The organism is Streptomyces sp. BA2 (genome assembly GCF_009769735.1).
Classification (GTDB): Bacteria; Actinomycetota; Actinomycetes; order Streptomycetales; family Streptomycetaceae; genus Streptomyces.
Genome location: NZ_WSRO01000002.1, coordinates 4887340 through 4911656, shown reverse-complemented (window position 1 = coordinate 4911656; position 24317 = coordinate 4887340). Strand labels below are relative to the sequence as shown.

Below are 24317 nucleotides of genomic sequence, written 5' to 3'. Positions count from 1 at the left end.
ATGGCCGCCGAACTCACCGCGCACCAGCTGATCGCCACGCACCGGCCCACACTCGACCAGGCGCTGGAGACGATCCGCACGCGCGCGTACTGGTCGCCGCACCCCGAGCACCCCAAGGCCTATGGAGAGAACGGCAGCCTGAGCCTGTCCGACGGCAAAGCCGCCTTCGACGCCCTCCTGGGCAGTCGCTTCGCCCTCGACCAGCCGGGCACGGACGACTGGACAGGCGCGGAAGTCTCTCCGTACGGGCCTGAGTTGGGCATCACGTACCCCCACCCGGACATCGACACGCTGCTGCCGGCGATGCGCGCCGGGATGCGCGCCTGGCGCGACGCGGGCGCGGAAGTGCGCGCGATGGTCTGTCTGGAGATCCTGTCGCGCATCAGCGCGCGCACGCACGAGATGGCGCACGCCGTCATGCACACCAGCGGCCAGGCCTTCATGATGGCCTTCCAGGCGGGCGGACCGCACGCCCAGGACCGCGGCCTCGAAGCGGTGGCGTATGCGTACGTCGAGCAGGCCCGCACCCCTGACAACGCGGAGTGGTCCAAGCCCCAGGGCAAGCGCGACCCGATCGGCCTGAACAAGCGTTTCACGCCTGTGGCGCGCGGCATCTCGCTCCTGATCGGCTGCAACACCTTCCCGACGTGGAACGGCTACCCGGGACTGTTCGCCTCCCTGGCCACCGGCAACCCCGTCCTGGTCAAGCCCCACCCGCGCGCGGTGCTCCCGCTCGCGCTGACCGTGCGCATCGCGCGCGAGGCCCTCACCGACGCGGGCTTCGACCCGAACCTGGTGTGCCTGGCCGCCGAGCGACCGGACGAAGGCATCGCCAAGACTCTCGCCGTCCGCCCCGAGATCAAGATCATCGACTACACCGGATCGACCGCCTTCGGCGACTGGCTGGAGGCCAACGCCCGCCAGGCGCAGGTCTACACGGAGAAGGCCGGCGTGAACACGGTCGTCGTCGACTCGACGGACAACTACAAGGGGATGCTGGCCAACCTGGCCTTCTCCCTGTCGCTCTACAGCGGCCAGATGTGCACGACCCCGCAGAACCTCCTGATCCCCCGTGACGGCATCGCGACGGACGCCGGAGCGAAGTCGTACGACGACGTGGTGTCCGACCTCGCCGCGTCGGTGAACGGCCTGCTCGGCGACGACGCCCGCGCGAACGGCATCCTCGGCGCCCTGGTCAACCCTGGCGTGAAGGCCCGCCTGGAGGCGGCGGCCGGACTCGGCGAAGTGGCACTCCCCTCACGGGAGATCAGTAACCCGGAGTTCCCGGACGCCGTGGTCCGCACCCCGGTCATCGTCAAGCTGGACGGCGCGAAGCCGGACGCCGAGGCGGTCTATCTGGACGAGTGTTTCGGCCCCGTCTCCTTCGCCGTCGCGGTCGACTCGGCGTCGGACGCCGTGGAGTTGCTGCGCCGCACGGTGCGCGACAAGGGCGCGATGACGGTCGGCGCGTACACGACGTCGGACGAGGTGTCCGGCGCCGTGGAGGAGACCTGCCTGGAGGAGTGCGCCCAGCTCTCCTTGAACCTCACGGGCGGCGTCTATGTGAACCAGACGGCGGCTTTCTCGGACTTCCACGGCTCGGGCGGCAACCCTGCCGCGAACGCCGCCCTGTGCGACGGCGCCTTCGTGGCCAACCGCTTCCGTGTGGTGGAGGTGCGCAGGGACGCCTGACGTCCGGCGGCGGGTTCAGGCCTCCGCGCCCGGAGGCCTGCCCGCCGACCAGTGGAAGAGCGTCATACCGACGCTGGTGGCCAGGTTGTAGCTGGAGACCTGGGGCCGCATCGGCAGGGACACCAAGTGATCGGCGCGCTCCCGCAGTTGCGTGGACAGGCCACTGCGCTCGGACCCGAAGGCCAGCACGGCGTCGTCCGGCAGCTTGAGGGCGCGGATGTCCTCGCCCTCCGCGTCGAGCGCGAACACCGGCCCCGGCGGCAGTTCGCGGACGTCCATCCGCTCGACGGCCGTGGCGAAATGCAGGCCGGCGCCACCTCGTACGACCGTGGGATGCCAAGGATCGAGCGTGCCGGTCGTGACGACTCCCGTCGCCCCGAACCCCGCGGCCAGCCGGATCACGGCCCCGGCGTTGCCCAGATTGCGGGGATCGTCGAGGACGACGACGGGTGCGGTCCTCGGCATGCGGCCCAGCGCGTCGAGGTTGGCCGTGCGGGAAGGGCGTACCGCGAGAGCGGCCACCCCCGTGGGATGCAGACGCGGCACAAGGGCACGCAGGGCGCTGTCCGGGACCTGCACGACGAGCGCGTCGAGGGCATCCTTCACGTCCGGCGCGAGCTCGTCGGCGAGGGCGAGCACAGCGGCCCTGTCGCTGGTCAGCGCCGAGGGGATCAGTGCCCCGAAGCGCAGCGCGTGCTTGATGGCGTGGAAGCCGTCGAGCAGCACGGAGGTGTCGGCGACCTCTCGCCAGTCACGCACGGCACCGTCCGGATCACGCTGGTGCTTCCCGTTCATCCGGCGTACGTCCCGCTCATCCCTTGTACGTCCCGTTCATGAAGGGAAGCCTACGCGCGCGTGCTCGGTGGATTCCCTGGCCGGTTCCTCGTCCGCCCCACGCTGTCCCGGCACCGTATCGCCGCGTGAGAACCGCGAGAACAGCGCTCCACGCGCGCGTGCCACCCATCCGCCGACGCGGCGCAGGAACGACGTCGGCAGGAACACCGCGTCGGCCGCGATCATCGCGAGCGAGAAGAACGGCAGTCCGAGGACGACCGCGATGACCGCGTGCTCGAAGATCATGGCGGCCAGGAGGACGTTCTTGACCCGCCTGTTGAAGAGGGTGAAGGGGAAGGCGACCTGCACGGCGACCGTCCCGTACGTCACCAGCATGACCATGAGGCCGTGCGAGGCGAGCAGGTCGGAGAGCGCGGGCCAGGGGGAGAAGTAGTCGAGACGCAGCGGGAAGTAGATGGCCGTGCCGTCCTGCCAGCGGCTGCCCTGGATCTTGTACCAGCCGGCCGTCGCGTAGATCAGACACGCCTCGACCATGATCACCAGCAGTGCGGCGTTGTGCGCGATCTTGACGATGACGTCGAGCAGCTTGCGCGCCTCACCGTCGGGCGCGCGCCGCCCGACGGCCCACCACAGGCCGTGCGCGAGCCACAGCCCCCAGAAGACCAGCAGCCAGCCCCCGCTGAGCTCCCCCATGAACGTCACCACGCAGAGACCGAGCCCAAGGACCCACCACAGCACGGGCCCGGCCTTGTCGACGGGCTGTGCCGTCTTGGCCGGGCCGACCGGCGTCTTCCCCTGCTCGACGGACGCGGCACGCGCGCGTGCCGCTCGGCGGGCGTCGAGCGACCAGACCTGGCCGCAGCGCGTGAACACCAGGTAGGTGGCCATGAGGTGGATGACGTTGTCGCCGCCGTCGCCCATGAAGATGGAGCGGTTCTGCAGCGAGAGCACGCCGATCATGAAGAGCACGGACATCGTGCGCGTACGCCAGCCGAGCATCAGCAGGGCGCTGCTCAGGACGGCGAGCGCGTAGACGACCTCGAACCAGATGCGTCCGTCGGACCACATCAGGGCCGTGAAGGCGTCGTTCTCCGCGATGAGCTGCTGGGCCATGTCCCAGCTCCACGGGCTGTCGGGGCCGTACAGCTCAAGGCGGTGGGGGAGTTCGCGCAGCAGGAAGAGCAGCCAGGTGGCGGCGAATCCGATGCGGATCACGGCGGTCTGATAGGGACCGAGAGCGGATGCGGTGACCCGTTCGATGCCGCGCCCGAGGAGGGAGCCGAAGCGGTTCATCGGGTGTCCCCCTCAGATCCCTGAGCCTTGTGCGAGGAACCCTGAGCCTTGTCGGAAGACCCCTGAGCCTTACCCAGAGGCATGTCGTCGGGCTCCACGGACCACCACGGCAGCTGGCGCAGCGCCGGTTTCGTCGTGACCTTCTCATCGCTCCACTCGGGGGCCGGCACGTTCGTGGTCCGGGAGCGGACCTGGACGCGCTCGATCGTGGCGCCCTTACCGAGGGGCTCCTCGCGCTCGACGCGCATCATCACGATGCGGCGGATGTAGCGCTCCGAGAGCTCCCCGCGCAGGCCGCGGGGACGATTCTGCGCGTCGTGCGCGCCGACGTAGAAGTCCCAGGCCCTGCGCAGTTCGTTCTGCTGCGTGTGGCTGGGCAGCAGATTTCCGTCGATCGCGGCGCCGTCGCGCGCGGAGAGGTCGTACCAGCCGGTGGTCCGGGTCGTTCCGCTGTCCGTGCGCATCTGGGCGCGGGCCTGCACGGCGATGTTCTGCTGCATCGGGTTGGGCGCGAAGAGCTTCCAGTTCTGCTCGAACTCGGGGTAGATCCAGTCGTCGACTGCCTGCCCGTGCTGCTTGGTCATGGTGTTCGCGGGGGCGACGTGGAGGAAGAGCATCCCTACGTGGACGCAGGCCGTGACGGCGATGAGCGCGAGCGCGAGCGCGGCCGCCACCTGGTAGCGCGGGGAGAGTGCGGCGATGCCCGTGCGGGGCGGGGATGCGGCCGTCAAGGGCTCAGCGGATGGGGACGGCGGCTCGTTCGCGTTGTTGTCGTTCGCGTCCATTCCGCCCCGATTCCCGATCCCGCACGGTGGTGCGCCCGTCGGCCCGCCCGTCACACGGCTCTCTACCGCCCGTCGCAGCGGAACGGTACTCATGCCTGCGCGCCAGGCACAGCGTCCGTGAAGTTATCCACAGGGTTGACACCTTATGGCGCTGAGCCGCACCATTGAATTCCACGAACCGAACGATCGGTCGGTAGCTAGCTAAAGGTCGAGGGGGACCGCGATGGCAACAGCAGCCGAGCATCAGACGGCCCGGTCCGAGCCGGACCAGGCGGCGGCCGACGCCGCACGCACGGCGGCGCACGAAGCGGCTTTCGACGCCGCCGTCGCGGCCGACGAGCGCATCGAGCCGCGGGACTGGATGCCCGACGGCTATCGCGCCTCGCTGGTCAGGCAGATCGCGCAGCACGCCCACTCCGAGATCATCGGCATGCAGCCGGAGGCCAACTGGATCACGCGCGCCCCTTCCCTGCGGCGCAAGGCGATCCTGATGGCCAAGGTGCAGGACGAGGCCGGTCACGGCCTGTATCTCTACAGCGCCGCCGAGACCCTGGGAACCAGCCGGGACGAGCTGCTCGACAAGCTGCACTCGGGCCGCCAGAAGTACTCCTCGATCTTCAACTACCCGACGCTGACCTGGGCCGACGTCGGCGCGATCGGCTGGCTGGTGGACGGCGCCGCGATCACGAACCAGGTCCCGCTCTGCCGCTGTTCGTACGGCCCCTATGCCCGCGCGATGGTCCGCGTCTGCAAGGAGGAGTCGTTCCACCAGCGCCAGGGGTATGAATCCCTGCTCGCCCTCAGCCGGGGCACCGAGGCCCAGCACGCCATGGCACAGGACGCGGTGGACCGCTGGTGGTGGCCGTCCCTGATGATGTTCGGCCCGCCCGACGACGAGTCGTCGCACTCGGAGCAGTCGATGACCTGGAAGATCAAGCGCCACTCGAACGACGAGCTGCGCCAGCGCTTCGTGGACATCTGCGTCCCCCAGGCAGAGTCCCTCGGCCTCACGCTCCCCGACCCGGACCTCGTGTGGAACGAGGAGCGGGGGCATCACGACTTCGGCCCGATCGACTGGACGGAGTTCTGGGCGGTCCTAAAGGGCAACGGCCCTTGCAACGAACAGCGGATCACTCAGCGCAGGACCGCGCATGAAGAAGGCGCCTGGGTGCGCGAGGCAGCAGCGGCGTTCGCCGCCAAGCACGGGGAGGCGAAGGCATGAGCAGCTCGACCGACTGGCCGCTGTGGGAGGTGTTCGTGCGCTCCCGCCGCGGGCTCTCCCACACCCACGCGGGCAGCCTGCACGCACCGGACGCGGAAATGGCCCTGCGCAACGCCCGCGATCTCTACACCCGCAGAAGCGAAGGCGTCTCGATCTGGGTCGTGCCGTCCACACAGATCACCGCCTCCTCGCCGGACGAGAAGGACTCCTTCTTCGAGCCGGCGGGCGACAAGCCCTACCGCCACCCGACCTTCTACGACATCCCGGACGGAGTGAAGCACCTGTGACCGCGCCACTGGCCCCGACGGCCACCGCCGCCGCCCTCGCCCTGGGCGATGACGCGCTGGTGCTCTCCCACCGGCTGGGGGAGTGGGCGGGCCACGCACCCGTCCTCGAGGAAGAGGTCGCCCTGGCGAACATCGCCCTTGACCTGCTCGGCCAGGCACGCGTCCTGCTCTCCCTGGCCGGGGACGAGGACGAACTGGCCTACCTGCGCGAGGAGCGAGCCTTCCGCAACCTCCAACTGGTCGAGCAGCCGAACGGCGACTTCGCCCACACCATCGCCCGCCAGCTCTACTTCTCCACGTACCAAACGCTGTTGTACGGCCAGCTGGCGAGCGGAGACAGCACATTCGCCCCGCTCGCGGCGAAGGCGGTCAAGGAAGTCGCCTACCACCAGGACCACGCGGAGCAGTGGACGCTGCGGCTCGGCGACGGAACGGCGGAGAGCCATGAGCGGATGCGGCGCGGGCTCGACACGCTCTGGCGATTCACCGGCGAGATGTTCCAGCCGGTGGAAGGCCTCGACGGCGCGGACGGCTCCGCAGGCGTCGACTGGCCGGCGTTGCAAGCGAGTTGGACGGCCTCGGTGACCGCCATCATCGAGAAGGCCACCCTGACCGTGCCCACCGGCCCACAGGAAGGGGCCTGGGCAGCAGGTGCGGGCCGCCAGGGTCTGCACACCGAACCCTTCGGGCGGATGCTCGCCGAGATGCAGCACCTGCACCGCAGCCACCCGGGGGCGTCATGGTGACCACCGCCCTCGAGGAAGAGCTCCTGGCCCTCGCGGGCTCCGTGCCCGACCCGGAGCTGCCGGTCATCACGCTGGCCGAGCTCGGCGTCCTGCGCGGCGTGCACGTCCGCGGCATCGGCAAGGTCGACGTCGAGCTGACCCCCACGTACACCGGCTGTCCGGCCATAGAGACCATGGTCGCCGACATCGAGCAGGTCCTGCGTGAACGCGGCATGGCGGAGATCTCCGTGCGCACCGTGCTCTCCCCCGCCTGGTCGACCGACGACATCAGCGCCGAGGGCCGCCGCAAACTGGCGGAGTTCGGCATCGCGCCCCCGCGCCCGCACAGCACCGGCGGGCCGATACCGCTCACCCTCTCGGTCCGCTGCCCGCACTGCGGCTCGACCGACACCGAACTGCTCAGCCGTTTCTCGTCGACGGCCTGCAAGGCCCTGCGCCGGTGCGTCGCCTGCCGTGAACCGTTCGACCACTTCAAGGAGTTGTGATGGCACGCTTTCACCAGCTCCGGGTAGCGGCGGTCGAGCAGCTCACCGACGACTCCGTGACGCTGACCTTCGAAGTGCCCCCCGCCCTGCGCGAGGAGTACCGCTTCGCCCCCGGCCAGCATCTCGCCGTCCGCCGCTTCGTCGACGGCACGGAGATCCGGCGTACGTACTCGATCTGCGCACCCGCGCCCCGCCCCGAAAGCCCCTCCGAGCCGCGGACCCTGCAGGTCGGGGTGCGCTTCGTCGAAGGCGGCGCCTTCTCGACGTACGCCCTGAAGGAAGTCGCCGTCGGCGACGATCTCGACGTGATGACCCCGGCCGGACGCTTCACGCTGGAACCGGCACCCGGACGCTATGCGGCAGTGGTCGGCGGCAGCGGGATCACGCCGGTGCTCTCCATCGTCACGACGCTCCTCGATCGCGAACCGCGGGCCACGTTCTGTCTCATCCGGAGCGACCGCACCGCCGCGTCGACGATGTTCCTGGAGGAGGTCGCCGACCTCAAGGATCGCTGGCCGGACCGGTTCCAGCTGGTCACAGTGCTCTCCCGGGAGGAGCAGCAGTCGGGGCTCGACTCCGGACGGCTCGACGAGGAGCGGCTGGGCAGACTGCTTCCGGCGCTGTTGCCCGTCGAAGAGGTCGCGGGCTGGTTCCTGTGCGGTCCGTTCGGTCTGGTGCAGGGCGCGGAGAAGACACTGCGCGGCCTGGGCGTGACGCGTCAGCGCATCCACGAGGAGATATTCCACGTGGACGACGGCCTCGCCTCCCCGGCGCCCGCCGCCGCGACGGCCGCCCCCGCGCACAGCACCGTGACGGTGACCCTCGACGGGCGCTCCGGCACATGGCCGGTCCAGGACGGGGAATCCCTCCTCGACACCGTGCTGCGCAACCGCGCGGACGCGCCGTACGCCTGCAAGGGCGGGGTGTGCGGGACCTGCCGGGCCTTCCGGGTCTCGGGCGAGGTGCGGATGGACCGCAACTTCGCGCTGGAGCCGGAGGAGACCGAGGCGGGGTACGTGCTCGCGTGCCAGTCCCATCCGGCGACGGACACGGTGGAGTTGGACTTCGACCGCTGAGGGCTCCCAAGTGGCCGAAGGGCCCCCGCTGTTCCCTTCCCGTAGAACCTGTTCTATCTTGACGACCCGTCAGAAACAGTGGGTGTAGCAGAGACAGAATCATCGGGCCGGTGCGCGGGAGGACAAGCAGTGGACTTCACCTTCACCGAGGAACAGCAGGCGGCCGTCGAGGCGGCGAAGGCACTCTTCGCCTCCGTCGCGCCCGACGGCGTACCGAGCCCCGCCCTCGTACCGGGCGCCGTCGCCGAGGACTTCGACCGCGCCCTGTGGGCCAAACTCGCCGGAGCCGATCTGCTGAGCCTGCTCCTCGACCCCGAGCACGGCGGCGCGGGCCTGGACGCCATCGCCCTCTGCCTGGTCCTGCGCGAGTCGGCGAAGAAACTCGCCCGGGTACCGCTCCTGGAGAGCAGCGCCGCCGCGTATGCCGTACAGACCTACGGCAGCGGGGAGTTGAAGCGGCGAATCCTGCCGCGGGCCGGCCGCGGTGAGCTCGTCCTGACCGTCGCGGCGAACGGCCGCAGCGGACACGACCCCGCCGAACTCGCCGTCACCGCACGGCAGGACGGCGACGACTGGCTGCTCGACGGCACACAGACAGCAGTGCCCTGGGCACAGAACGCCGACCTCATCGTGGTGCCCGCCCACACATCGGCCGGCCGGGCCGTCCTCGCCCTGATACCCCGCGCGCACGAGGGCCTCACCCTCGCCGAGCAGGTGTCCACGAGCGGCGAACGCCTCGGCGAGCTCGGCCTGGAATCCGTACGGATCAGCGGCACCGACGTCATCGAGGCCGACGGGGCCTGGGACTGGCTGCGCGATCTGCTCGCCACCGGGACCTGCGCCCTCGCGCTCGGCCTCGGCGAGGGCGTACTGAGCATGACCAGCGAATACACCAGCAAGCGCGAACAATTCGGCTTCCCCGTCGCCACCTTCCAGGCCGTGGCGGTGCAGGCGGCCGACCGTTACATCGACCTGCGCGCGATGGAGGTCACCCTCTGGCAGGCCGCCTGGCGCATCAGCACCGGCGCGAGCGGCGCCCTGCCCGCCACCGGAGACGTGGCCGTCGCCAAGATCTGGGCGTCGGACGGCGTACGCAGGGTCGTGCAGACGGCCCAGCATCTGCACGGCGGCTTCGGATCCGACACCGACTACCCCCTGCACCGCTACCACGCGTGGGCCAAGCAGCTGGAGCTGTCCCTCGGCCCCGCAGCAGCACACGAGGAAGCACTGGGCGACCTGCTGGCCGCGCACCCACTCGGCTGAAAACGACGAATTCAACCCCAGAAGCCACGGCCGCAGCCGCAGCCGACGACCTAGATCACGACGCCCGGCTGGCCCTTGGCGTCGACGACGGGCCGGCCCGCGGCCTCCCAGCTCTGCATGCCTCCGTCGACGTTCACCGCGTCGATGCCCTGCTGGACGAGATACATGGCGACCTGCGCCGAACGTCCGCCGACCCGGCAGATGACATTGACCTTGCCGTCCTGCGGCGCGGCCTCGGTCAACTCGCCGTAGCGGGAGACGAACTCGCTCATCGGGATGTGCAGCGCACCCGCGGCGTGACCCGCCTGCCATTCCTCGTCCTCACGGACATCAAGGAGAAAGTCGCCGCTTGCGAGGTCGTCGACACCGACCGTGGGCACGTGAGATCCGAAAGCCATGCCTCCGACGCTACCCGACGGGCTAGGCGGTCAGCCGCGCAAGCTCCGCCTCGCGCTCGGTGACCTGCGCGAGCAACTGCTCGGCGATCTCGTCGAGGAGCTGGTCCGGATCGTCCGGCGCCATCCGCAGCATCGCGCCGATCGCACCCTCCTCCAGCTCCCGGGCGACCACGGCGAGCAGCTCCTTGCGCTGGGAGAGCCACTCAAGGCGGGCGTACAGCTCCTCGCTCTTGCTCGGCCACCGCTGCTCGGCCACTGGACCGGCGGCCCACTCCTCGGACAGCTCCCGCAGCAGGGGCTCGTCGCCACGCGCGTACGCGGCGTTCACCCGCGTGATGAACTCCTCGCGGCGGCCACGCTCCTGGTCGTCCTGGGCCAGGTCGGGGTGGGACTTGCGGACGAGCTCGCGGTAGAGCTTGCGGGCCTCGTCGCTCGGCCGCACCCGCTGCGGCGGCCGCACCGACTGATCGGTCAGCATCGCGGCTGCCTCCGGATAGAGGCCGTCGCCGTCCATCCAGCCGTGGAACAGCTCCTCGACCCCCGGCATCGGCATGACCCGCGCCCTCGCCTCGTCCGCCTTGCGCCGGTCCTCGGGGTCACCACTGCGGGCGGCCCGGGCCTCGGCGATCTCGGCGTCCAGCTCGTCCAGGCGCGCATACATCGGGCCGAGCTTCTGGTGGTGGAGCCGGGAGAAGTTCTCCACCTCGACCCGGAAGGTCTCGACGGCGATCTCGTACTCGATCAGCGCCTGCTCCGCCGCCCGGACCGCCTTCTCAAGCCGGTCCTCCGGCCGCGCGGCGCCGCCCTGCCCCGCCGCCCCGTCAGGAGCCTCGCGGCCCGCGGTCGCGGGCCCAGGGTCGGGCGTCTGGGGCTGCGTGGGCTCGGCTTCCGGGGTCGTCACCCGTCCAGCCTAGGCCACCGCGACACCGCCCCGCCCGAGCGGCAGCCCGCCCCGCCCAAGCCCCCGGCGGCCCCTCGCCCACACACCCTGGGTGGGGGCCCCTCCCTCCCTCCCTCCCCCAGCCCCTCCCCCCTCACACCCCCGCCTCCGCCACCACCCGCCCCTCCTTGACCGCGCGCACCAGCTCCGCGTGGTCCGCCTCCGTCCGGTTCGCGTACGCCACCGCGAAAGCCGCCACGGCCGTGTCCAGCTCGTCGTTCTTGCCGACGTATCCCGCGATGAGCCGCGGGTCGGCGCTGTGCGCGTGCGCGCGGGCCAGCAGGGCTCCGGTCATCCGGCCGTAGTCGTCGATCTGGTCGGCGGCCAGCGCCGCCGGGTCCACGCTGCCCTTTCGGTTCCTGAACTGCCGTACCTGGAAGGCCCGCCCTGCCACCGTCGTCCACCCCAGCAGGAAGTCGCTGACCACCTGCATCCGCTTCTGCCCGAGCACCACCCGGTGCCCTTCGTGCCGGTGGCCTTCGTGCCGATGCCCTTCGTCGTGCCGGTGCCCTTCGTCGACGGACGCAGGCACCGTGAAGCCCGCCGTGGGCAGATGCGGAAGCAGCGCGGAGGGCCGTGCCTCCTTGACCTGGAGCACCAGCGGCTCGCCCCGGTGGTCGAGCAGCAGCACCACGTACGACCGAAGGCCGACGCTGCCCGTGCCCACGACGCGGAAGGCCACGTCCTGGACCGCGTACCGCGCGAGGAGCGGCAGCCGGTCCTCGGACAGCGTGCCCACGTACTCCGCGAGCGCGGAGGCGACCTCGGCCGCCTCCGCGTCCGGTATTCGCCGAAGGACCGGCGGGGCGTCGACGAAGCGGCGCCCCGCGAGCCCACCCTCGCCCTCGACGCGCTCGGTCGACTTGGCGGCGAACCGGGCGCTCGTGTTCTGCCGTGCCTTCTCGGAGACGCTCTCCAGGGTGCCGAGCAGATCTCTTGCGTCCGTGTGGGAGACCAACTCCTCGTCCGCGATGGCGTTCCACGCGTCGAGCGCGGGGAGCTTCGCGAGCAGCCGCATCGTGCGCCGATAGGCTCCCACCGCGTCGAACGCCGCTTCCCTGCAGACGTCCTCGCCCGCCCCGGCCTCGCGCCCCGCGAGCACGAGGGAGGCCGCTAGGCGCTTCACGTCCCATTCCCAGGGCCCGTGCACCGTCTCGTCGAAGTCGTTCAGGTCCATGACGAGGCCGCCTCGCGCGTCCGCGTACAGACCGAAATTCGCGGCGTGGGCGTCACCGCATATCTGGGCGCCGATCCCCGTCACTGGGGTCCGCGCGAGGTCGTACGCCATCAGACCGGCGGCCCCGCGCAGGAAGGCGAAGGGCGACGCGGCCATCCTGCCCATCCGGATCGGCGTGAGCTCGGGGAGCCTGCTGCGGTTGGACTCCTCCACGGCATCGACCGGATCGGGGCGGCCGTCGTCCTCGACGAACCACTCGTGCGAGGCACGGCTGACGCGCGCCCGCAGCGCCTTGCCCTCCAGCTTCGGCGAATCCGCCGAAGCGGCAGCCGCCGGGCCCGCCTCGCCCCGCGACGGCCACTGCGCGAACCCCTTCACGTACGGCAGCCGCGCACCGTTGAACTCCGCCATGACAACCCCCCACCATCCAGTGGCCCCCGTGGACCTGACCTGGCATTGAAGGTAGCGCCGGGCGCCGAGCAGCGTCAGAGCCTGTGGACAACCCGCGGCCTGTGGACAACTCGGCGCACCAACCGGTTGCCGGTGACATACATCACCGTGCGGCCGCAGAGCACCAGCAGCACAGCGAGAAGACAGCGTGAAGCCAACGAAAAGCGGGCCCCCACCAGGACTTTCATCCTGATGGAGACCCGCTCCACATGGTGCGCGAGGGGGGAGTTGAACCCCCACGCCCTTTCGGGCACTGGAACCTGAATCCAGCGCGTCTGCCTATTCCGCCACCCGCGCATGGGTGTTGTCTTGGGTCTCTCACCGCTTGGTGCGAACACTGTGTGGTGCGAGCGCCTGCCGACATCCAGAAGATTAGCACGCTGCCGAGGGTGGATTCACATCCGTATTCGGGGGCACCTGCCCAGGTGATCCGGAGAGATCCGGGGCCGACCGACCGACTTGCGCCGTACCCGGCGAAGGTCCGCAGTCGGGTGCGCGACACTGGTTTGAGGCCCCCTCTACGATCCCTGGTAGAGGAGCCTGAGAGGAGCCCGGAAGGATCCCGGAACCCTGGTGCGGGCATGTCTTGTGAGAGGCGACACTCATCGACTGGGCGGACAGGGGGAACCAGCCGATTTCCCGGCGCGTGGATACGATCAGTAAGCAGTACCAGGATGACTACGACGGAGGAGGTGCCCCATGGGAGTCATGAAGAAGTTCGAGCAGCGACTCGAAGGTCTCGTCAACGGCACCTTCGCCAAGGTGTTCAAGTCCGAGGTTCAGCCCGTCGAGATCGCCGGCGCCCTCCAGCGCGAGTGCGACAACAACGCGACGATCTGGAACCGCGAGCGGACGGTCGTCCCCAATGACTTCATCGTGGAGCTCAGCGCGCCCGACTTCGAGCGCCTGAGCCCCTACTCGGGGCAGCTCGGCGACGAGCTCTCCGGGATGGTGCGCGAGTACGCCAAGCAGCAGCGGTACAGCTTCATGGGCCCCATCAAGGTCCATCTGGAGAAGGCCGAGGATCTCGACACGGGTCTGTACCGGGTGCGCAGCCGCACGCTCGCGTCCAGCACCTCGCAGAGCCCCGAGCGCGCCCCGGCCGGCCCTTCGGGCCCCACGGGCGCGGGCCACAGCCCCGCCAGACCCCCTGCGGGCGGCGCCGGCGGTGGCTACGGCTACCCACAGCCCGCTCAGCCCGCCGGTGCTCCCCCCATGCCCGCCGCGCCGCCCCCGGGTGGCCGTGCGGGCGGGCCCGCACCGGCACCGAACCGCCCTCAGGGGCCCGGCGCCGGACCTCTTCCGGGTGCGCAGGTGCGGCGCTGGATCGAGATCAACGGCAATCGCCATCAGATCTCCCGCCCGACGCTGGTGCTGGGTCGCAGCACCGACGCCGATGTGCGGATCGACGACCCCGGCGTATCGCGCCGGCACTGTGAGATCCGGACCGGAACGCCCTCGACGATCCAGGATCTCGGGTCTACCAACGGCATCGTGGTAGACGGGCAGCACACCACCCGCGCTACGCTCCGCGACGGCTCGCGGATCGTCGTGGGCCAAACCACCATCGTTTACCGGCAAGCCGAAGGGTGAAGCGGGGGCAATGTCAGAGCTGACCCTGACGGTCATGCGGTTGGGTTTCCTAGCCGTTCTGTGGCTGTTCGTGATCGTGGCCGTCCAGGTCATCCGTAGCGACCTGTTCGGTACGCGCGTCACACAGCGCGGTTCGCGCCGTGAGAACGCGCGTCCGCAGCAGGCCGCCCGCCAGCAACAGCCGGCGGCCACACCACCTCCCCAGCGCCAGCAGCAGGGCGGCGGGCGGCAGCGCCGTGGCGCCCCCAGCAAGCTGGTCGTATCCGAAGGGATCCTCGCGGGCACGACGGTCGCCCTGCAGGGTCAGACGATCTCGCTGGGCCGAGCGCACGATTCGACGATCGTCCTTGACGACGACTACGCGTCCAGCAGGCATGCCAGGATCTACCCGGACCGTGACGGCCAGTGGATCGTCGAGGATCTCGGGTCCACCAACGGCACGTATCTCGACCGGACCCGACTCACCACCCCGACGCCCGTTCCGCTGGGCGCGCCGATCCGCATCGGCAAGACCGTCATCGAGCTGCGGAAGTAGTACGACAATGAGCGAGCGGAGCGAGCGAGCCGACGCGGTCCACACACTGGACGCCAGCGCGCTCCCGACCGGAGGGTGGGCACCGTGCGGATGTACCCGGAGCCGACGGGCGAGGTGCGCATGAGTCTGTCTTTGCGCTTCGCCGCCGGATCGCACAAAGGCATGATCCGGGAGGGGAACGAGGACTCCGGTTACGCCGGTCCGCGTCTCCTCGCGATCGCCGACGGCATGGGGGGCCAGGCCGCGGGTGAGGTGGCGAGCTCCGAGGTGATCTCGACGCTCGTCACCCTCGACGACGACGTGCCGGGATCGGACATCCTCACGTCGCTCGGCACCGCCGTGCAGCGCGCCAACGACCAGCTGCGTCTGATGGTCGAGGAGGACCCCCAGCTCGAGGGCATGGGGACGACCCTGACCGCGTTGCTGTGGACGGGGCAGCGCCTGGGCCTCGTACACGTCGGTGATTCACGCGCCTACCTCCTTCGGGACGGCGTTCTCACGCAGATCACCCAGGACCACACCTGGGTGCAGCGTCTGGTGGACGAGGGCCGGATCACCGAGGAGGAGGCCACCACCCACCCGCAGCGCTCCTTGCTGATGCGCGCGCTGGGCAGTGGTGAGCACGTCGAGCCGGACCTCTCCATCCGTGAAGTCCGTGCCGGCGACCGCTACTTGATCTGCTCGGACGGTCTCTCCGGCGTCGTGTCGCACCAGACGATGGAAGACACCCTCGCGAGCTACCAGGGCCCCCAGGAGACCGTGCAGGAGCTCATCCAGCTCGCGCTGCGCGGCGGCGGCCCCGACAACATCACGGTGATCGTCGCCGACGTCCTGGACATCGACAGCGGCGACACCCTCGCGGGACAGCTCTCCGACACCCCCGTGGTCGTCGGCGCTGTCGCCGAGAACCAGCTCCAGGCGCAGGATGACGGCGCCATGCAGACGCCCGCGGGCCGCGCGTCCGGCCTGGGCCGCCCCGTGCCGCCGCAGCCCTCCGGAGGCGGCTTCGGGCCGCCCGGAAGCGGCGACACGGCGAGTTACGCTCCCGAGGGGAGCTTCGGCGCGTACAGCGACGAGGACTTCGTGAAGCCCGGCGGCGGCCGCAAGTGGCTCAAGAGATCGCTCTACACCGTGCTCGCCCTGGCGGTCATCGGCGGCGGCCTGTATGGCGGCTACCGCTGGACCCAGACCCAGTACTACGTAGGCACGAACGACGAGAACGTCGCCCTGTACCGCGGCATCGACCAGGATCTGGCGTGGGTCAGCCTGTCGAAGGTCGAGGAGAACTACCCCAAGATCGAACTCAAGTACCTGCCGCCGTACCAGCGCAAGCAGGTCGAGGGGACCATCCCCGAGGGCAATCTCGACGACGCCAAGAGCAAGATCGAGGAGCTCGGCCTGCAGGCATCGGCCTGTGAGAAGGACGCCAAGCGCCGCGAGGCCGAGCGCGAGAACGCCAAGCCCGGTGAGGGCGAGGCGGGCGGCACGACCGGCCTGTCGGCCAAGGCGCCCACCGACGATCCGACCGATCCGGCGGACAAGAACGGCACGAACGGCACAAACGACAAGAACAGCTCGACCGACAAGAACAAGTCCAAGACCGCACCGACTCCCACACCCGGCCCCAGCCTCTCCGAGGACGAGGAGAAGCTGGTCCCACTGTGCGGTAAGCAGTAAGCAGCCGTTGGGGGCCTTTGCACGCCATGAGCAGTAGCACTACACACACGTCGACCATCGGCGCGATCGGGGCGCCGAGCAGGCGCAACACCGAGCTCGCGCTCCTCGCGTTCGCCGTCGTCATCCCGCTGTTCGCCTACATCAACGTAGGCCTCGCGATCGACGGCGAGCTGCCGTCCGGCATGCTCGGCTACGGCTGCGGGCTCGGACTGCTCGCTGCCGTCGGCCACATCGTGGTGCGCAGGTTCGCGCCCTACGCGGACCCGCTGCTGCTGCCGCTCGCGACGCTGCTCAACGGCCTCGGTCTGGTGGTCATCTGGCGCCTCGACCAGTCGGAGAAGCTGCAGAACCTCGCCAAGGCGGCGACCGGATCCTTCAGCCCTTCGGCGCCGAAGCAGCTGATGTTCTCGGCCATCGGCATCGCGCTCTTCGTAGCCGTGCTGCTGCTGCTCAAGGACCACCGCGTCCTGCAGCGCTACACGTACATCTCGATGGTCGCGGCCCTCGTTCTGCTGCTGCTGCCGCTCGTGCCGGGGCTCGGCATGAACATCTTCGGCGCCAGGATCTGGATCAGCGTCGCCGGTTTCTCCATCCAGCCAGGTGAGTTCGCGAAGATCGTCATCGCGATCTTCTTCGCGGGCTATCTCATGGTGAAACGCGACGCGCTCGCCCTGGCGAGCCGCCGTTTCATGGGCATGTACCTGCCGCGTGGCCGTGACCTCGGCCCGATCATCGTCGTCTGGGCGATGTCCATCCTGATCCTGGTCTTCGAGACGGACCTCGGTACGTCGCTGCTGTTCTTCGGCATGTTCGTCGTGATGCTGTACGTCGCCACGGAGCGCACCAGCTGGATCGTGTTCGGTCTGGTGATGTCCTCCGTCGGCGCCGTGGGTGTGGCCACGTTCGAGCCGCACGTGCAGGAGCGTGTGGACGCCTGGCTGAACCCGTTCTCGGACGCTGTCATCGCCTCCACGGGCAGTGACCAGATCGCCCAGTCCCTGATGGCGTTCGGCTCGGGCGGCGTGCTCGGCACCGGCCTCGGTCAGGGCCACTCGGACCTGATCGGCTTCGCCGCCAACTCCGACTTCATCCTCGCCACCTTCGGCGAGGAGCTGGGTCTGGCCGGTGTCATGGCGATCCTGCTGATCTACGGGCTGATCGTGGAGCGCGGTGTGCGCACCGCGCTCGCCGCCCGCGACCCGTTCGGCAAGCTTCTGGCGATCGGTCTGTCCGGGGCCTTCGCCATCCAGGTGTTCGTGGTCTCCGGCGGCGTCATGGGTCTGATCCCGCTGACCGGTATGACCATGCCGTTCCTCGCGAACGGCGGTTCCTCCGTGATCGCCAACTGGGCCCTCATCGGCATCCTCATCCGTATCAGTGACACCGCACGACGCCCCGCGCCGGCCCCCGCCCCCAACCCCGACGCCGAGATGACCCAGGTGGTCCGACCGTGAACAAGCCCCTGCGCCGGATCGCGATCTTCTGCGGGCTGCTCGTCCTCGCCCTGCTCGCCAGGGACAACTGGCTTCAGTACGTACAGGCCGACACCCTGGCCGAGCATGACAAGAACCGCCGCGTCTCCATCGAGCGGTACGCCCAGCCGCGCGGCGACATCATCGTCGACGGCAAGGCGATCACCGGGTCCAAAGAGGCCGGCAGCGGTGACTACAAGTACAAGAGGACGTACAAGAACGGGCCCATGTGGTCCCCCGTCACCGGCTTCGCCTCGCAGCGCATCGGCGCCACGCAGATCGAGTCCATCGAGGACGGCATCCTCACCGGCAACGACGACCGCCTTTTCTTCACCCGCAGCCTGGACATGATCACGGGCAAGAAGAAGGAGGGCGGCAACGCCGTCACGACGCTCAACGCGGCCGCGCAGAAGGCCGCGTACGACGGTCTGAAGGGCCGCGGCAAGGGCGCCGTCGCCGCGATCGACCCGTCGACCGGCGCGATCCTGGCCCTGGCTTCCGCTCCTTCGTACGACCCCTCGACCTTCGCGGGCAACACGAACGAGGAAGCCGAGCAGTTCGGGAAGCTGGACAAGGACAAAGACCAGCCGATGCTCAACCGCGCCCTGCGCGAGACGTACCCGCCGGGCTCCACCTTCAAGGCGGTGACCGCGGCGGCGGCCCTGGAGCACGACCTCTACAAGGACATCGACGCGCCGACCAAGTCGCCGCTGCCCTGGACGATGCCCGACACTCAGACCCCGCTGCCGAACGAGGGCAACATCCCCTGCAAGAACGCCTCGCTGCGTGAGGCGCTGCGGGTGTCCTGCAACACCGTCTTCGGCAAGATCGGCTCGGACCTCGGCAAGGACAAGATGCTCGAGACGGCCGAGAAGTTCGGCTTCAACGAAGAGCAGTTCGTGCCGGTCCGTTCGAACGCCTCCGTCTTCCCCGAGAAGATGGACAGGCCGCAGACCGCGCTCTCCTCCATCGGCCAGTTCGAGACGGCCGCGACGCCGCTGCAGATGGCGATGGTCGCTTCGGCCATCGCCAATGACGGCAAGCTGATGGAGCCGTACATGGTGAGCGAGCTGCAGGCCCCGAACCTGGACGTGATCGAGAAGCACGCGCCCAAGGAGATGAGCCGGCCGCTCTCCGAGGAGAACGCCCAGAAGCTGCAGGACATGATGCAGACGGTGATCAACGACGGCACCGGCACGAACGCCAAGATCCCCGGCGTCACGGTCGGCGGCAAGACCGGTACGGCCCAGCACGGCGTCGACAACAGCGAAAATCCCTACGCCTGGTTCATCAGCTACGCCAAGACCGACTCCGGTTCGCCGGTGGCCGTCGCCGTGGTCGTCGAGGACAGCAAGGCCAGCCGCGACGACATCTCCGGTGGCGGTCTGGCCGCCCCGATCGCCAGGGACGTGATGAAGGCGGTTCTCGACAGCAAGAAGTGACCCCCGTCACGGCCTCTTCACATCAGTGCACGTTGCGATACCGGTCCTGTATCGGGTGACGGTCGTGGCCGGGTCACGTAAGGCGAGCCGGGTACGGTATGCCCGGACAGCACACCGCCGGACCACACAAGGGTGCGGTCGGGACTGACGGAGAGGGCTGGATTAGCTATGGAAGAGCCGCGTCGCCTCGGCGGGCGGTACGAGCTGGGCCAGGTGCTCGGCCGAGGCGGGATGGCGGAGGTCTACCTCGCGCACGACACCCGCCTCGGACGCACCGTGGCGGTGAAGACGCTGCGGGTCGACCTCGCGCGTGATCCGTCGTTCCAGGCCCGGTTCCGCCGTGAGGCCCAGTCGGCCGCCTCGCTCAACCATCCTGCGATCGTCGCGGTCTACGACACCGGCGAGGACTACGTGGACGGGGTCTCGATCCCGTACATCGTGATGGAGTACGTCGACGGCTCCACCCTGCGTGAGCTGCTGCACTCCGGGCGCAAGCTGCTGCCCGAGCGCGCCATGGAGATGACCATCGGCATCCTCCAGGCCCTTGAGTACTCCCACCGCAACGGCATCGTCCACCGCGACATCAAGCCCGCGAACGTCATGCTGACGCGCAACGGCCAGGTCAAGGTCATGGACTTCGGCATCGCCCGCGCCATGGGCGACTCCGGGATGACGATGACGCAGACGGCGGCGGTCATCGGCACGGCGCAGTACCTCTCGCCGGAGCAGGCCAAGGGCGAGCAGGTGGACGCGCGAAGCGACCTCTACTCGACCGGCTGCCTGCTCTACGAGCTCCTCACGGTGCGCCCGCCCTTCGTGGGCGACTCCCCGGTCGCGGTGGCGTACCAGCACGTACGGGAAGAGCCCCAGGCCCCGAGCGTCTTCGACGGCGAGATCACGCCGGAGATGGACGCCATCGTCCTGAAGGCCCTCACCAAGGACCCGGACTACCGCTACCAGTCGGCCGACGAGATGCGCGCCGACATCGAGGCCTGCCTCGACGGCCAGCCCGTCCAGGCCACGGCGGCCATGGGCGCGGTCGGTTACGGCGGCCACCCGGACGACCAGCAGACGGCGATGCTGCGCCCGCAGAACGGCGGCGGCCAGACGTCGATGATGCCGCCGGTCGGCGGGCCTGACGACGGCTACGACGACCACTCGCGCCGCCGCCAGAAGAAGAGCAGCACTTCGACGATCCTGCTGGTCCTGGCGGGCTTGCTGGTCCTGGTGGGCGCGATCCTGATCGGAAAGTGGGCGTTCACCGGGGGCGGTGGCGGCAACGACACGATCAAGGCTCCGAACTTCGTCGGCGAGACGCTGGCGGAGGCCAAGAAGTCCGCCAAGAACGTGGACCTCGTACTCGACGACTCCGAGCGCAAGCCGTGCGAGAAGTACCCGAAGGGCGAGATCTGCGCCCAGGACCCGGGCGCGAACGCGACGGTCAACAAGGGCGACACGATCTCTGTGACGGTTTCTACGGGGGCGCGGAAGGTGGCGGTGCCGAAGGTCATCGGCCTGGACGTCGACGCCGCCACGGAGAAGCTGGAGAGCGACAAGTACCAGTTCGAGGTCGACACCAAGCCTGTGGAGTCCTCGGGCACCGAGGGCGAGGTTCTCGATCAGGACCCGGTCTCCGGCACCGAGGTGCAAAAGGGCAGCAAGATCACCCTTGAGGTGGCCAAGGCGGCCGAGAAATCTGTGGTCCCAGACGTCACCGGCAAGACCTGTGAAGAGGCCAAGGCTCAGCTGAAGACCAACGACCTCGTCGGCACGTGCGAGGAAGAAGAGAACGCCGATGCCGAGGTCGGCAAGGTCTTCTCGCAGAGCCTCACCCCGCAGAGCCAGGCCGACCCGGGTTCGACGGTGACGCTGAAGGTCGCCAAGGAGGCCGAGCAGGCCACCGTTCCGGCCCTCACCGGCCAGAAGCTGAAGGACGCCCGCAAGGCGGTCGAGGACGCCGGTCTGACGGTCGGCACCATCACCGGCCCGCAGGACGACGAGGCCCTCGTCGTCCTCTCGGATCCGCCCGCCGGCCAGCAGGTCGCGCCCGACACCGCGATCAACCTGACCACGGCGGGCGGCAACCAGGGCGACAACGGCGGTGGCAACGGCGGGGAAGACGGAGGCGGCTTCCTCGGAGGCGGCTCGGGCTTCTCCCGCAACAACGAGGACTAGTTCGCGCCTCAGTACACGGAGTACACGTAGTACACGGAAGGGGCCCCGGACGCCGCCTGCTAGGCGGCGTCCGGGGCCCCTTTCATGCGTTCTGTGTGCGGTGCCGGAGTCAGTCCAGCTCCGCCGGCGGCGTCCGCTTGTTGTCGACCTTCTCGATGCGCTCCAGCTCGCCCCACACCACGTAGCGGTAGTTGGACGTGTAGACCGGCGTGCACGTCGTCAGGGTGATGTAGCGGCCGGGCTTCTTGGCGCCTGATTCCTTCGGGACCGGGTTCAGGACGTTCACGTTGTACTTCGAGGTCTCGGGCAGCGTCGAGTACACCTTGTACACGTACCACTTGTCCCGGGACTCGAAGACGATCGCGTCGCCCTTCTTGATCTTGTCGATCTTGTGGAACTTCGCGCCGTGGCCGTCGCGGTGCGCGGCCAGCGTGAAGTTGCCTTCCTTGTCCTGGGGAAGGGCCGACTTGATCGGGTCCTCGTAGTAGCCCGCGACGCCGTTGTTGAGCTCCTTGCTGCCCGTGCCCTTCTTGACCAGGATGTCGCCGTTGCCCATCGCGGGCACGTGCAGGAAGCCGATGCCGTCCTTGGTGTTCAGGTTCCCCGGGCCGCCCGCCCAGCGGTCGCGCACCCGGTCGCCCTGCTTGTGCGCCTCGCGGTCCGCGACGACGTTGGTCCACCACAGGGAGTAGACGACGAAGAGTCCGAGCACCAGGCCCGCGGTGATGAGGAGTTCGCCGAAGACGCTGACCGCCGTGGCGATGGGTCCGCGTCCCCGCGGCCGCGGTGCGCGCACGGGTGCGGGCGCCTCGGCCCGCTCCTCGTCGTGGTCGGCGTGGTCGGTCGTCGCTGCCACTGGATCTGCCCCGTTCTCACCGTTCTAGTTGACGAGCGCGCTCGGTTTGCCCTTGCTGCGCGGTCGTTCCTCGACCATCTTGCCCCAGACGATCATTCGATACTTACTCGTGAATTCCGGGGTGCAGGTGGTCAGTGTGATGTACCGGCCCGGTTTGGTGAAGCCCGACCCCGGCGGGACGGGCCCGATCACGGAGATGTTGTTGGGCTGGGTCTGCGGCAGGATGCTCGCCATCTTGTAGACGAAGTACTTGTCCTGCGTCTCGACGATGATGGGGTCGCCCGGTTCGAGCTGATTGATGTAACGGAACGGCTCACCATGGGTGTTGCGATGCCCGGCGACCGCGAAGTTGCCCTTCTTGGCGTCCGGCATGGGCGTCTTGGTGCCGCCCTCGTTGTAGTGCCCGACCATGCCGCGGTCCAGGACCCCCGACTTGTCGATGCCTTCGGCGATCGGCACGACCACGTCGAGGCGAGGGATGTGCAGGAGCGCGAAGCCCTGTCCTGGCTCGAAGGCGCCCGGCTTGCCCTTGCCCTTCGCCCACTTCTCCTGGAGGTCGCTGGCGGCGCCGTTGGCCTGCTGGTGGGCGCGGATGTTCGTCCACCACAGCTGGTAGGTGACGAAGAGAAGCATCAGCACGCCGACCGTGATGAACAATTCGCCGATCCCCCGGCTCGCCACGGCGCCCGCGGAGGGCTTGCGCGCACGCTCGGCGCGACGGGCCTCCACGCGGGAGAGGGGGGCGGCGGACGCTGCCGTGGAGGGCTGCTGAGGGGCGCCCTTCTTGGCGGCCTTGCGGCGGGCGGCCCGGCCCCCCGTGGGGCGCTCGGGCTCGGGCTGGGGCTCGGGCTCTGGCTCGGCTATTCGGCGGGTGTCCGCGGTCCGCAGGCCCACGGTCTCGTCGTCGACTGGAGGCTGCGGTTGTGGCTGCCGCTGAGGGGCGTACGCGCCGTACAGCTGCTCGTACGTGGGTTCCTGCGGCTGCTGCTCCCCGTACCAGTCGCGGGCGTACCCCTCGGGGTCGTACCACTCCTGCTCCTGGGGCTGCTCAGGCTCCGGAAGAGGCGGAGGCGCGGGCTGCGGCTCCGGCTCGGCGGGCCCGCTGCGGAACCACGGCGAAGGATGCTGACCCCGCTGGCCCGGCAGCGGATCGGTCAGCGGATCGGTCAGCGGATCGGTCAGCGGATCAGCAAGGTGATCGACAGCCGCCTCGAACGCCCCGGGCTCCTCAAACGCCCCAGGCTCCCCGTACGACGCGTACTGCTCGTCGTACGGAACTCCGGAGGAATCGCGCTCGGGGCGCAACGCGGTCACGCCGTGGCCCTGCCCACCACCGGGGCAAGACCACTCGATCGACCAATGGCTCCCGTGTCCCCGCACTCCACCAGCCAGTTGGCGAGCATGCGGTGGCCGTGCTCGGTGAGCACGGACTCGGGGTGGAACTGCACGCCCTCGACCGGCAGTTCACGGTGGCGCAGGCCCATGATGGTGCCGTCCGCCGTACGCGCGGTCACCTCCAGCTCGGCCGGAACCGTGGCCGGCTCGGCGGCGAGCGAGTGATAGCGCGTCGCGGTGAACGGCGACGGAAGACCGGCGAAGACGCCCTTGCCCTCGTGGACCACCGGGGACGTCTTGCCGTGCAGCAACTCCGGCGCACGGTCCACCACTCCGCCGTACGCCACCGCCATCGACTGCATGCCGAGGCAGACGCCGAACACGGGCACACCGGTGCCGGCGCAGTGCCGCACCATGTCGACGCAGACCCCCGCCTGCTCGGGCGTGCCAGGTCCCGGCGACAGCAGGACGCCGTCGAAGCCGTCCTGCGCGTGGCGCAGCTCGACCTCGTCGTTGCGCAGGACCTCGCACTCGGCGCCGAGCTGGTAGAGGTACTGGACGAGGTTGAAGACGAAGCTGTCGTAGTTGTCGACGACGAGGATGCGGCTGGGACGCCCTTCGAT

22 protein-coding genes and 1 tRNA gene are annotated in these 24317 nt (G+C 69.4%); 13 read left to right on the top strand and 10 right to left on the bottom strand.

What is annotated here, in order from left to right:
- On the top strand, positions 1-1692 hold the full coding sequence (paaN, locus tag E5671_RS24855) for a phenylacetic acid degradation protein PaaN (RefSeq protein WP_160506150.1): 1692 nt from the start codon (positions 1-3) through the stop codon (positions 1690-1692).
- Positions 1693-1707: 15 nt separating this feature from the next.
- Here paaN and E5671_RS24850 read toward each other — a convergent pair whose 3' ends face one another.
- The 3 genes from E5671_RS24850 to E5671_RS24840 are packed head-to-tail and all read right to left on the bottom strand — an operon-like array spanning position 1708 to position 4565.
- The gene (locus E5671_RS24850) at positions 1708-2487 is read right to left on the bottom strand and encodes a TrmH family RNA methyltransferase (RefSeq protein ID WP_160506149.1); all 780 of its coding nucleotides are present in this window, start codon (positions 2485-2487) and stop codon (positions 1708-1710) included.
- Positions 2488-2523: 36 nt separating this feature from the next.
- Positions 2524-3780, bottom strand: coding sequence for an HTTM domain-containing protein (locus E5671_RS24845; protein WP_160506148.1), 1257 nt, complete (start codon positions 3778-3780; stop codon positions 2524-2526).
- Complete coding sequence (locus E5671_RS24840; protein ID WP_237330234.1) at positions 3777-4565, bottom strand: DUF5819 family protein; 789 nt, start codon at positions 4563-4565, stop codon at positions 3777-3779. The genes E5671_RS24845 and E5671_RS24840 overlap by 4 nt, the downstream gene beginning before the upstream one ends.
- A 223-nt stretch (positions 4566-4788) precedes the next feature.
- Here E5671_RS24840 and paaA point away from each other — a divergent pair, with 223 nt between their 5' ends.
- The 6 genes from paaA (at position 4789) to E5671_RS24810 (ending at position 9644) form a co-directional block, all read left to right on the top strand.
- The gene (gene paaA, locus E5671_RS24835; protein WP_160506147.1) at positions 4789-5787 is read left to right on the top strand and encodes a 1,2-phenylacetyl-CoA epoxidase subunit PaaA; all 999 of its coding nucleotides are present in this window, start codon (positions 4789-4791) and stop codon (positions 5785-5787) included.
- A complete protein-coding gene (gene paaB / locus E5671_RS24830; protein WP_160506146.1) occupies positions 5784-6074 on the top strand; it encodes a 1,2-phenylacetyl-CoA epoxidase subunit PaaB in 291 nt (96 codons plus the stop codon). The genes paaA and paaB overlap by 4 nt, the downstream gene beginning before the upstream one ends.
- Positions 6071-6820, top strand: a complete 750-nt coding sequence (paaC, locus tag E5671_RS24825) for a 1,2-phenylacetyl-CoA epoxidase subunit PaaC (RefSeq protein WP_336605833.1) — start codon at positions 6071-6073, stop codon at positions 6818-6820. The genes paaB and paaC overlap by 4 nt, the downstream gene beginning before the upstream one ends.
- Positions 6814-7305 carry a 1,2-phenylacetyl-CoA epoxidase subunit PaaD gene (gene paaD, locus E5671_RS24820; RefSeq protein ID WP_160506145.1) on the top strand — a complete coding sequence of 164 codons (492 nt, stop codon included), beginning with the start codon at positions 6814-6816 and terminating at the stop codon, positions 7303-7305. The genes paaC and paaD overlap by 7 nt, the downstream gene beginning before the upstream one ends.
- Positions 7305-8381, top strand: coding sequence for a 1,2-phenylacetyl-CoA epoxidase subunit PaaE (gene paaE / locus E5671_RS24815; protein WP_160506144.1), 1077 nt, complete (start codon positions 7305-7307; stop codon positions 8379-8381). The genes paaD and paaE overlap by 1 nt, the downstream gene beginning before the upstream one ends.
- Positions 8382-8510: 129 nt before the next feature.
- Complete coding sequence (locus E5671_RS24810; protein ID WP_160506143.1) at positions 8511-9644, top strand: acyl-CoA dehydrogenase family protein; 1134 nt, start codon at positions 8511-8513, stop codon at positions 9642-9644.
- Positions 9645-9694: 50 nt separating this feature from the next.
- Here E5671_RS24810 and E5671_RS24805 read toward each other — a convergent pair whose 3' ends face one another.
- The 4 genes from E5671_RS24805 to E5671_RS24790 form a co-directional block, all read right to left on the bottom strand.
- Positions 9695-10042, bottom strand: a complete 348-nt coding sequence (locus E5671_RS24805; protein WP_160506142.1) for a rhodanese-like domain-containing protein — start codon at positions 10040-10042, stop codon at positions 9695-9697.
- Positions 10043-10064: 22 nt separating this feature from the next.
- Positions 10065-10943, bottom strand: coding sequence for a J domain-containing protein (locus E5671_RS24800; protein WP_160506141.1), 879 nt, complete (start codon positions 10941-10943; stop codon positions 10065-10067).
- A gap of 133 nt (positions 10944-11076) precedes the next feature.
- Entirely contained in the window at positions 11077-12570 is a 1494-nt protein-coding gene (locus E5671_RS24795; protein ID WP_160506140.1) for a DUF2252 domain-containing protein, read from the bottom strand.
- A gap of 249 nt (positions 12571-12819) precedes the next feature.
- Positions 12820-12906 (bottom strand) — tRNA-Leu (locus tag E5671_RS24790).
- Positions 12907-13308: 402 nt separating this feature from the next.
- On the opposite strand from E5671_RS24790, the gene E5671_RS24785 reads away from it, so the two are divergent.
- The 6 genes from E5671_RS24785 to pknB all read left to right on the top strand — a co-directional run bounded on the left by E5671_RS24785 (position 13309) and on the right by pknB (position 21503).
- Entirely contained in the window at positions 13309-14202 is an 894-nt protein-coding gene (locus E5671_RS24785) for an FhaA domain-containing protein (protein WP_160506139.1), read from the top strand.
- Between the two features lie 10 nt (positions 14203-14212).
- A complete protein-coding gene (locus E5671_RS24780; RefSeq protein ID WP_160506138.1) occupies positions 14213-14737 on the top strand; it encodes an FHA domain-containing protein FhaB/FipA in 525 nt (174 codons plus the stop codon).
- A gap of 120 nt (positions 14738-14857) precedes the next feature.
- Positions 14858-16414: a Stp1/IreP family PP2C-type Ser/Thr phosphatase gene (locus tag E5671_RS24775; protein ID WP_237330233.1), complete on the top strand. Its 1557-nt coding sequence runs from the start codon at positions 14858-14860 to the stop codon at positions 16412-16414.
- Between the two features lie 26 nt (positions 16415-16440).
- Entirely contained in the window at positions 16441-17868 is a 1428-nt protein-coding gene (locus tag E5671_RS24770; protein WP_160506136.1) for an FtsW/RodA/SpoVE family cell cycle protein, read from the top strand.
- Positions 17865-19328, top strand: a complete 1464-nt coding sequence (locus E5671_RS24765) for a penicillin-binding transpeptidase domain-containing protein (protein ID WP_160506135.1) — start codon at positions 17865-17867, stop codon at positions 19326-19328. The genes E5671_RS24770 and E5671_RS24765 overlap by 4 nt, the downstream gene beginning before the upstream one ends.
- Positions 19329-19496: 168 nt before the next feature.
- Positions 19497-21503, top strand: coding sequence for a Stk1 family PASTA domain-containing Ser/Thr kinase (gene pknB / locus E5671_RS24760; RefSeq protein ID WP_160506134.1), 2007 nt, complete (start codon positions 19497-19499; stop codon positions 21501-21503).
- Between the two features lie 109 nt (positions 21504-21612).
- Here pknB and E5671_RS24755 read toward each other — a convergent pair whose 3' ends face one another.
- From E5671_RS24755 to E5671_RS24745, 3 genes are read right to left on the bottom strand one after another with little or no spacing between them, the layout of a single operon-like run.
- Positions 21613-22359 (bottom strand): class E sortase, encoded by a 747-nt coding sequence (locus E5671_RS24755; protein WP_160506133.1) that lies wholly within the window; start codon positions 22357-22359, stop codon positions 21613-21615.
- Positions 22360-22383: 24 nt separating this feature from the next.
- The gene (locus E5671_RS24750; protein ID WP_160506132.1) at positions 22384-23673 is read right to left on the bottom strand and encodes a class E sortase; all 1290 of its coding nucleotides are present in this window, start codon (positions 23671-23673) and stop codon (positions 22384-22386) included.
- The gene (locus E5671_RS24745) at positions 23670-24317 is read right to left on the bottom strand and encodes an aminodeoxychorismate/anthranilate synthase component II (RefSeq protein ID WP_160510391.1); all 648 of its coding nucleotides are present in this window, start codon (positions 24315-24317) and stop codon (positions 23670-23672) included. The genes E5671_RS24750 and E5671_RS24745 overlap by 4 nt, the downstream gene beginning before the upstream one ends.

Coding starts and splice junctions, on each gene's coding strand:
- paaN (WP_160506150.1), top strand. CDS start 1: ATGGCCGCCGAACTCACCGCGCACCAGCTGATCGCCACGCACCGGCCC.
- E5671_RS24850 (WP_160506149.1), bottom strand. CDS start 2,487: ATGAACGGGAAGCACCAGCGTGATCCGGACGGTGCCGTGCGTGACTGG.
- E5671_RS24845 (WP_160506148.1), bottom strand. CDS start 3,780: ATGAACCGCTTCGGCTCCCTCCTCGGGCGCGGCATCGAACGGGTCACC.
- E5671_RS24840 (WP_237330234.1), bottom strand. CDS start 4,565: ATGGACGCGAACGACAACAACGCGAACGAGCCGCCGTCCCCATCCGCT.
- paaA (WP_160506147.1), top strand. CDS start 4,789: ATGGCAACAGCAGCCGAGCATCAGACGGCCCGGTCCGAGCCGGACCAG.
- paaB (WP_160506146.1), top strand. CDS start 5,784: ATGAGCAGCTCGACCGACTGGCCGCTGTGGGAGGTGTTCGTGCGCTCC.
- paaD (WP_160506145.1), top strand. CDS start 6,814: ATGGTGACCACCGCCCTCGAGGAAGAGCTCCTGGCCCTCGCGGGCTCC.
- paaE (WP_160506144.1), top strand. CDS start 7,305: ATGGCACGCTTTCACCAGCTCCGGGTAGCGGCGGTCGAGCAGCTCACC.
- E5671_RS24805 (WP_160506142.1), bottom strand. CDS start 10,042: ATGGCTTTCGGATCTCACGTGCCCACGGTCGGTGTCGACGACCTCGCA.
- E5671_RS24795 (WP_160506140.1), bottom strand. CDS start 12,570: ATGGCGGAGTTCAACGGTGCGCGGCTGCCGTACGTGAAGGGGTTCGCG.
- E5671_RS24785 (WP_160506139.1), top strand. CDS start 13,309: ATGGGAGTCATGAAGAAGTTCGAGCAGCGACTCGAAGGTCTCGTCAAC.
- E5671_RS24780 (WP_160506138.1), top strand. CDS start 14,213: ATGTCAGAGCTGACCCTGACGGTCATGCGGTTGGGTTTCCTAGCCGTT.
- E5671_RS24775 (WP_237330233.1), top strand. CDS start 14,858: ATGAGTCTGTCTTTGCGCTTCGCCGCCGGATCGCACAAAGGCATGATC.
- E5671_RS24770 (WP_160506136.1), top strand. CDS start 16,441: ATGAGCAGTAGCACTACACACACGTCGACCATCGGCGCGATCGGGGCG.
- pknB (WP_160506134.1), top strand. CDS start 19,497: ATGGAAGAGCCGCGTCGCCTCGGCGGGCGGTACGAGCTGGGCCAGGTG.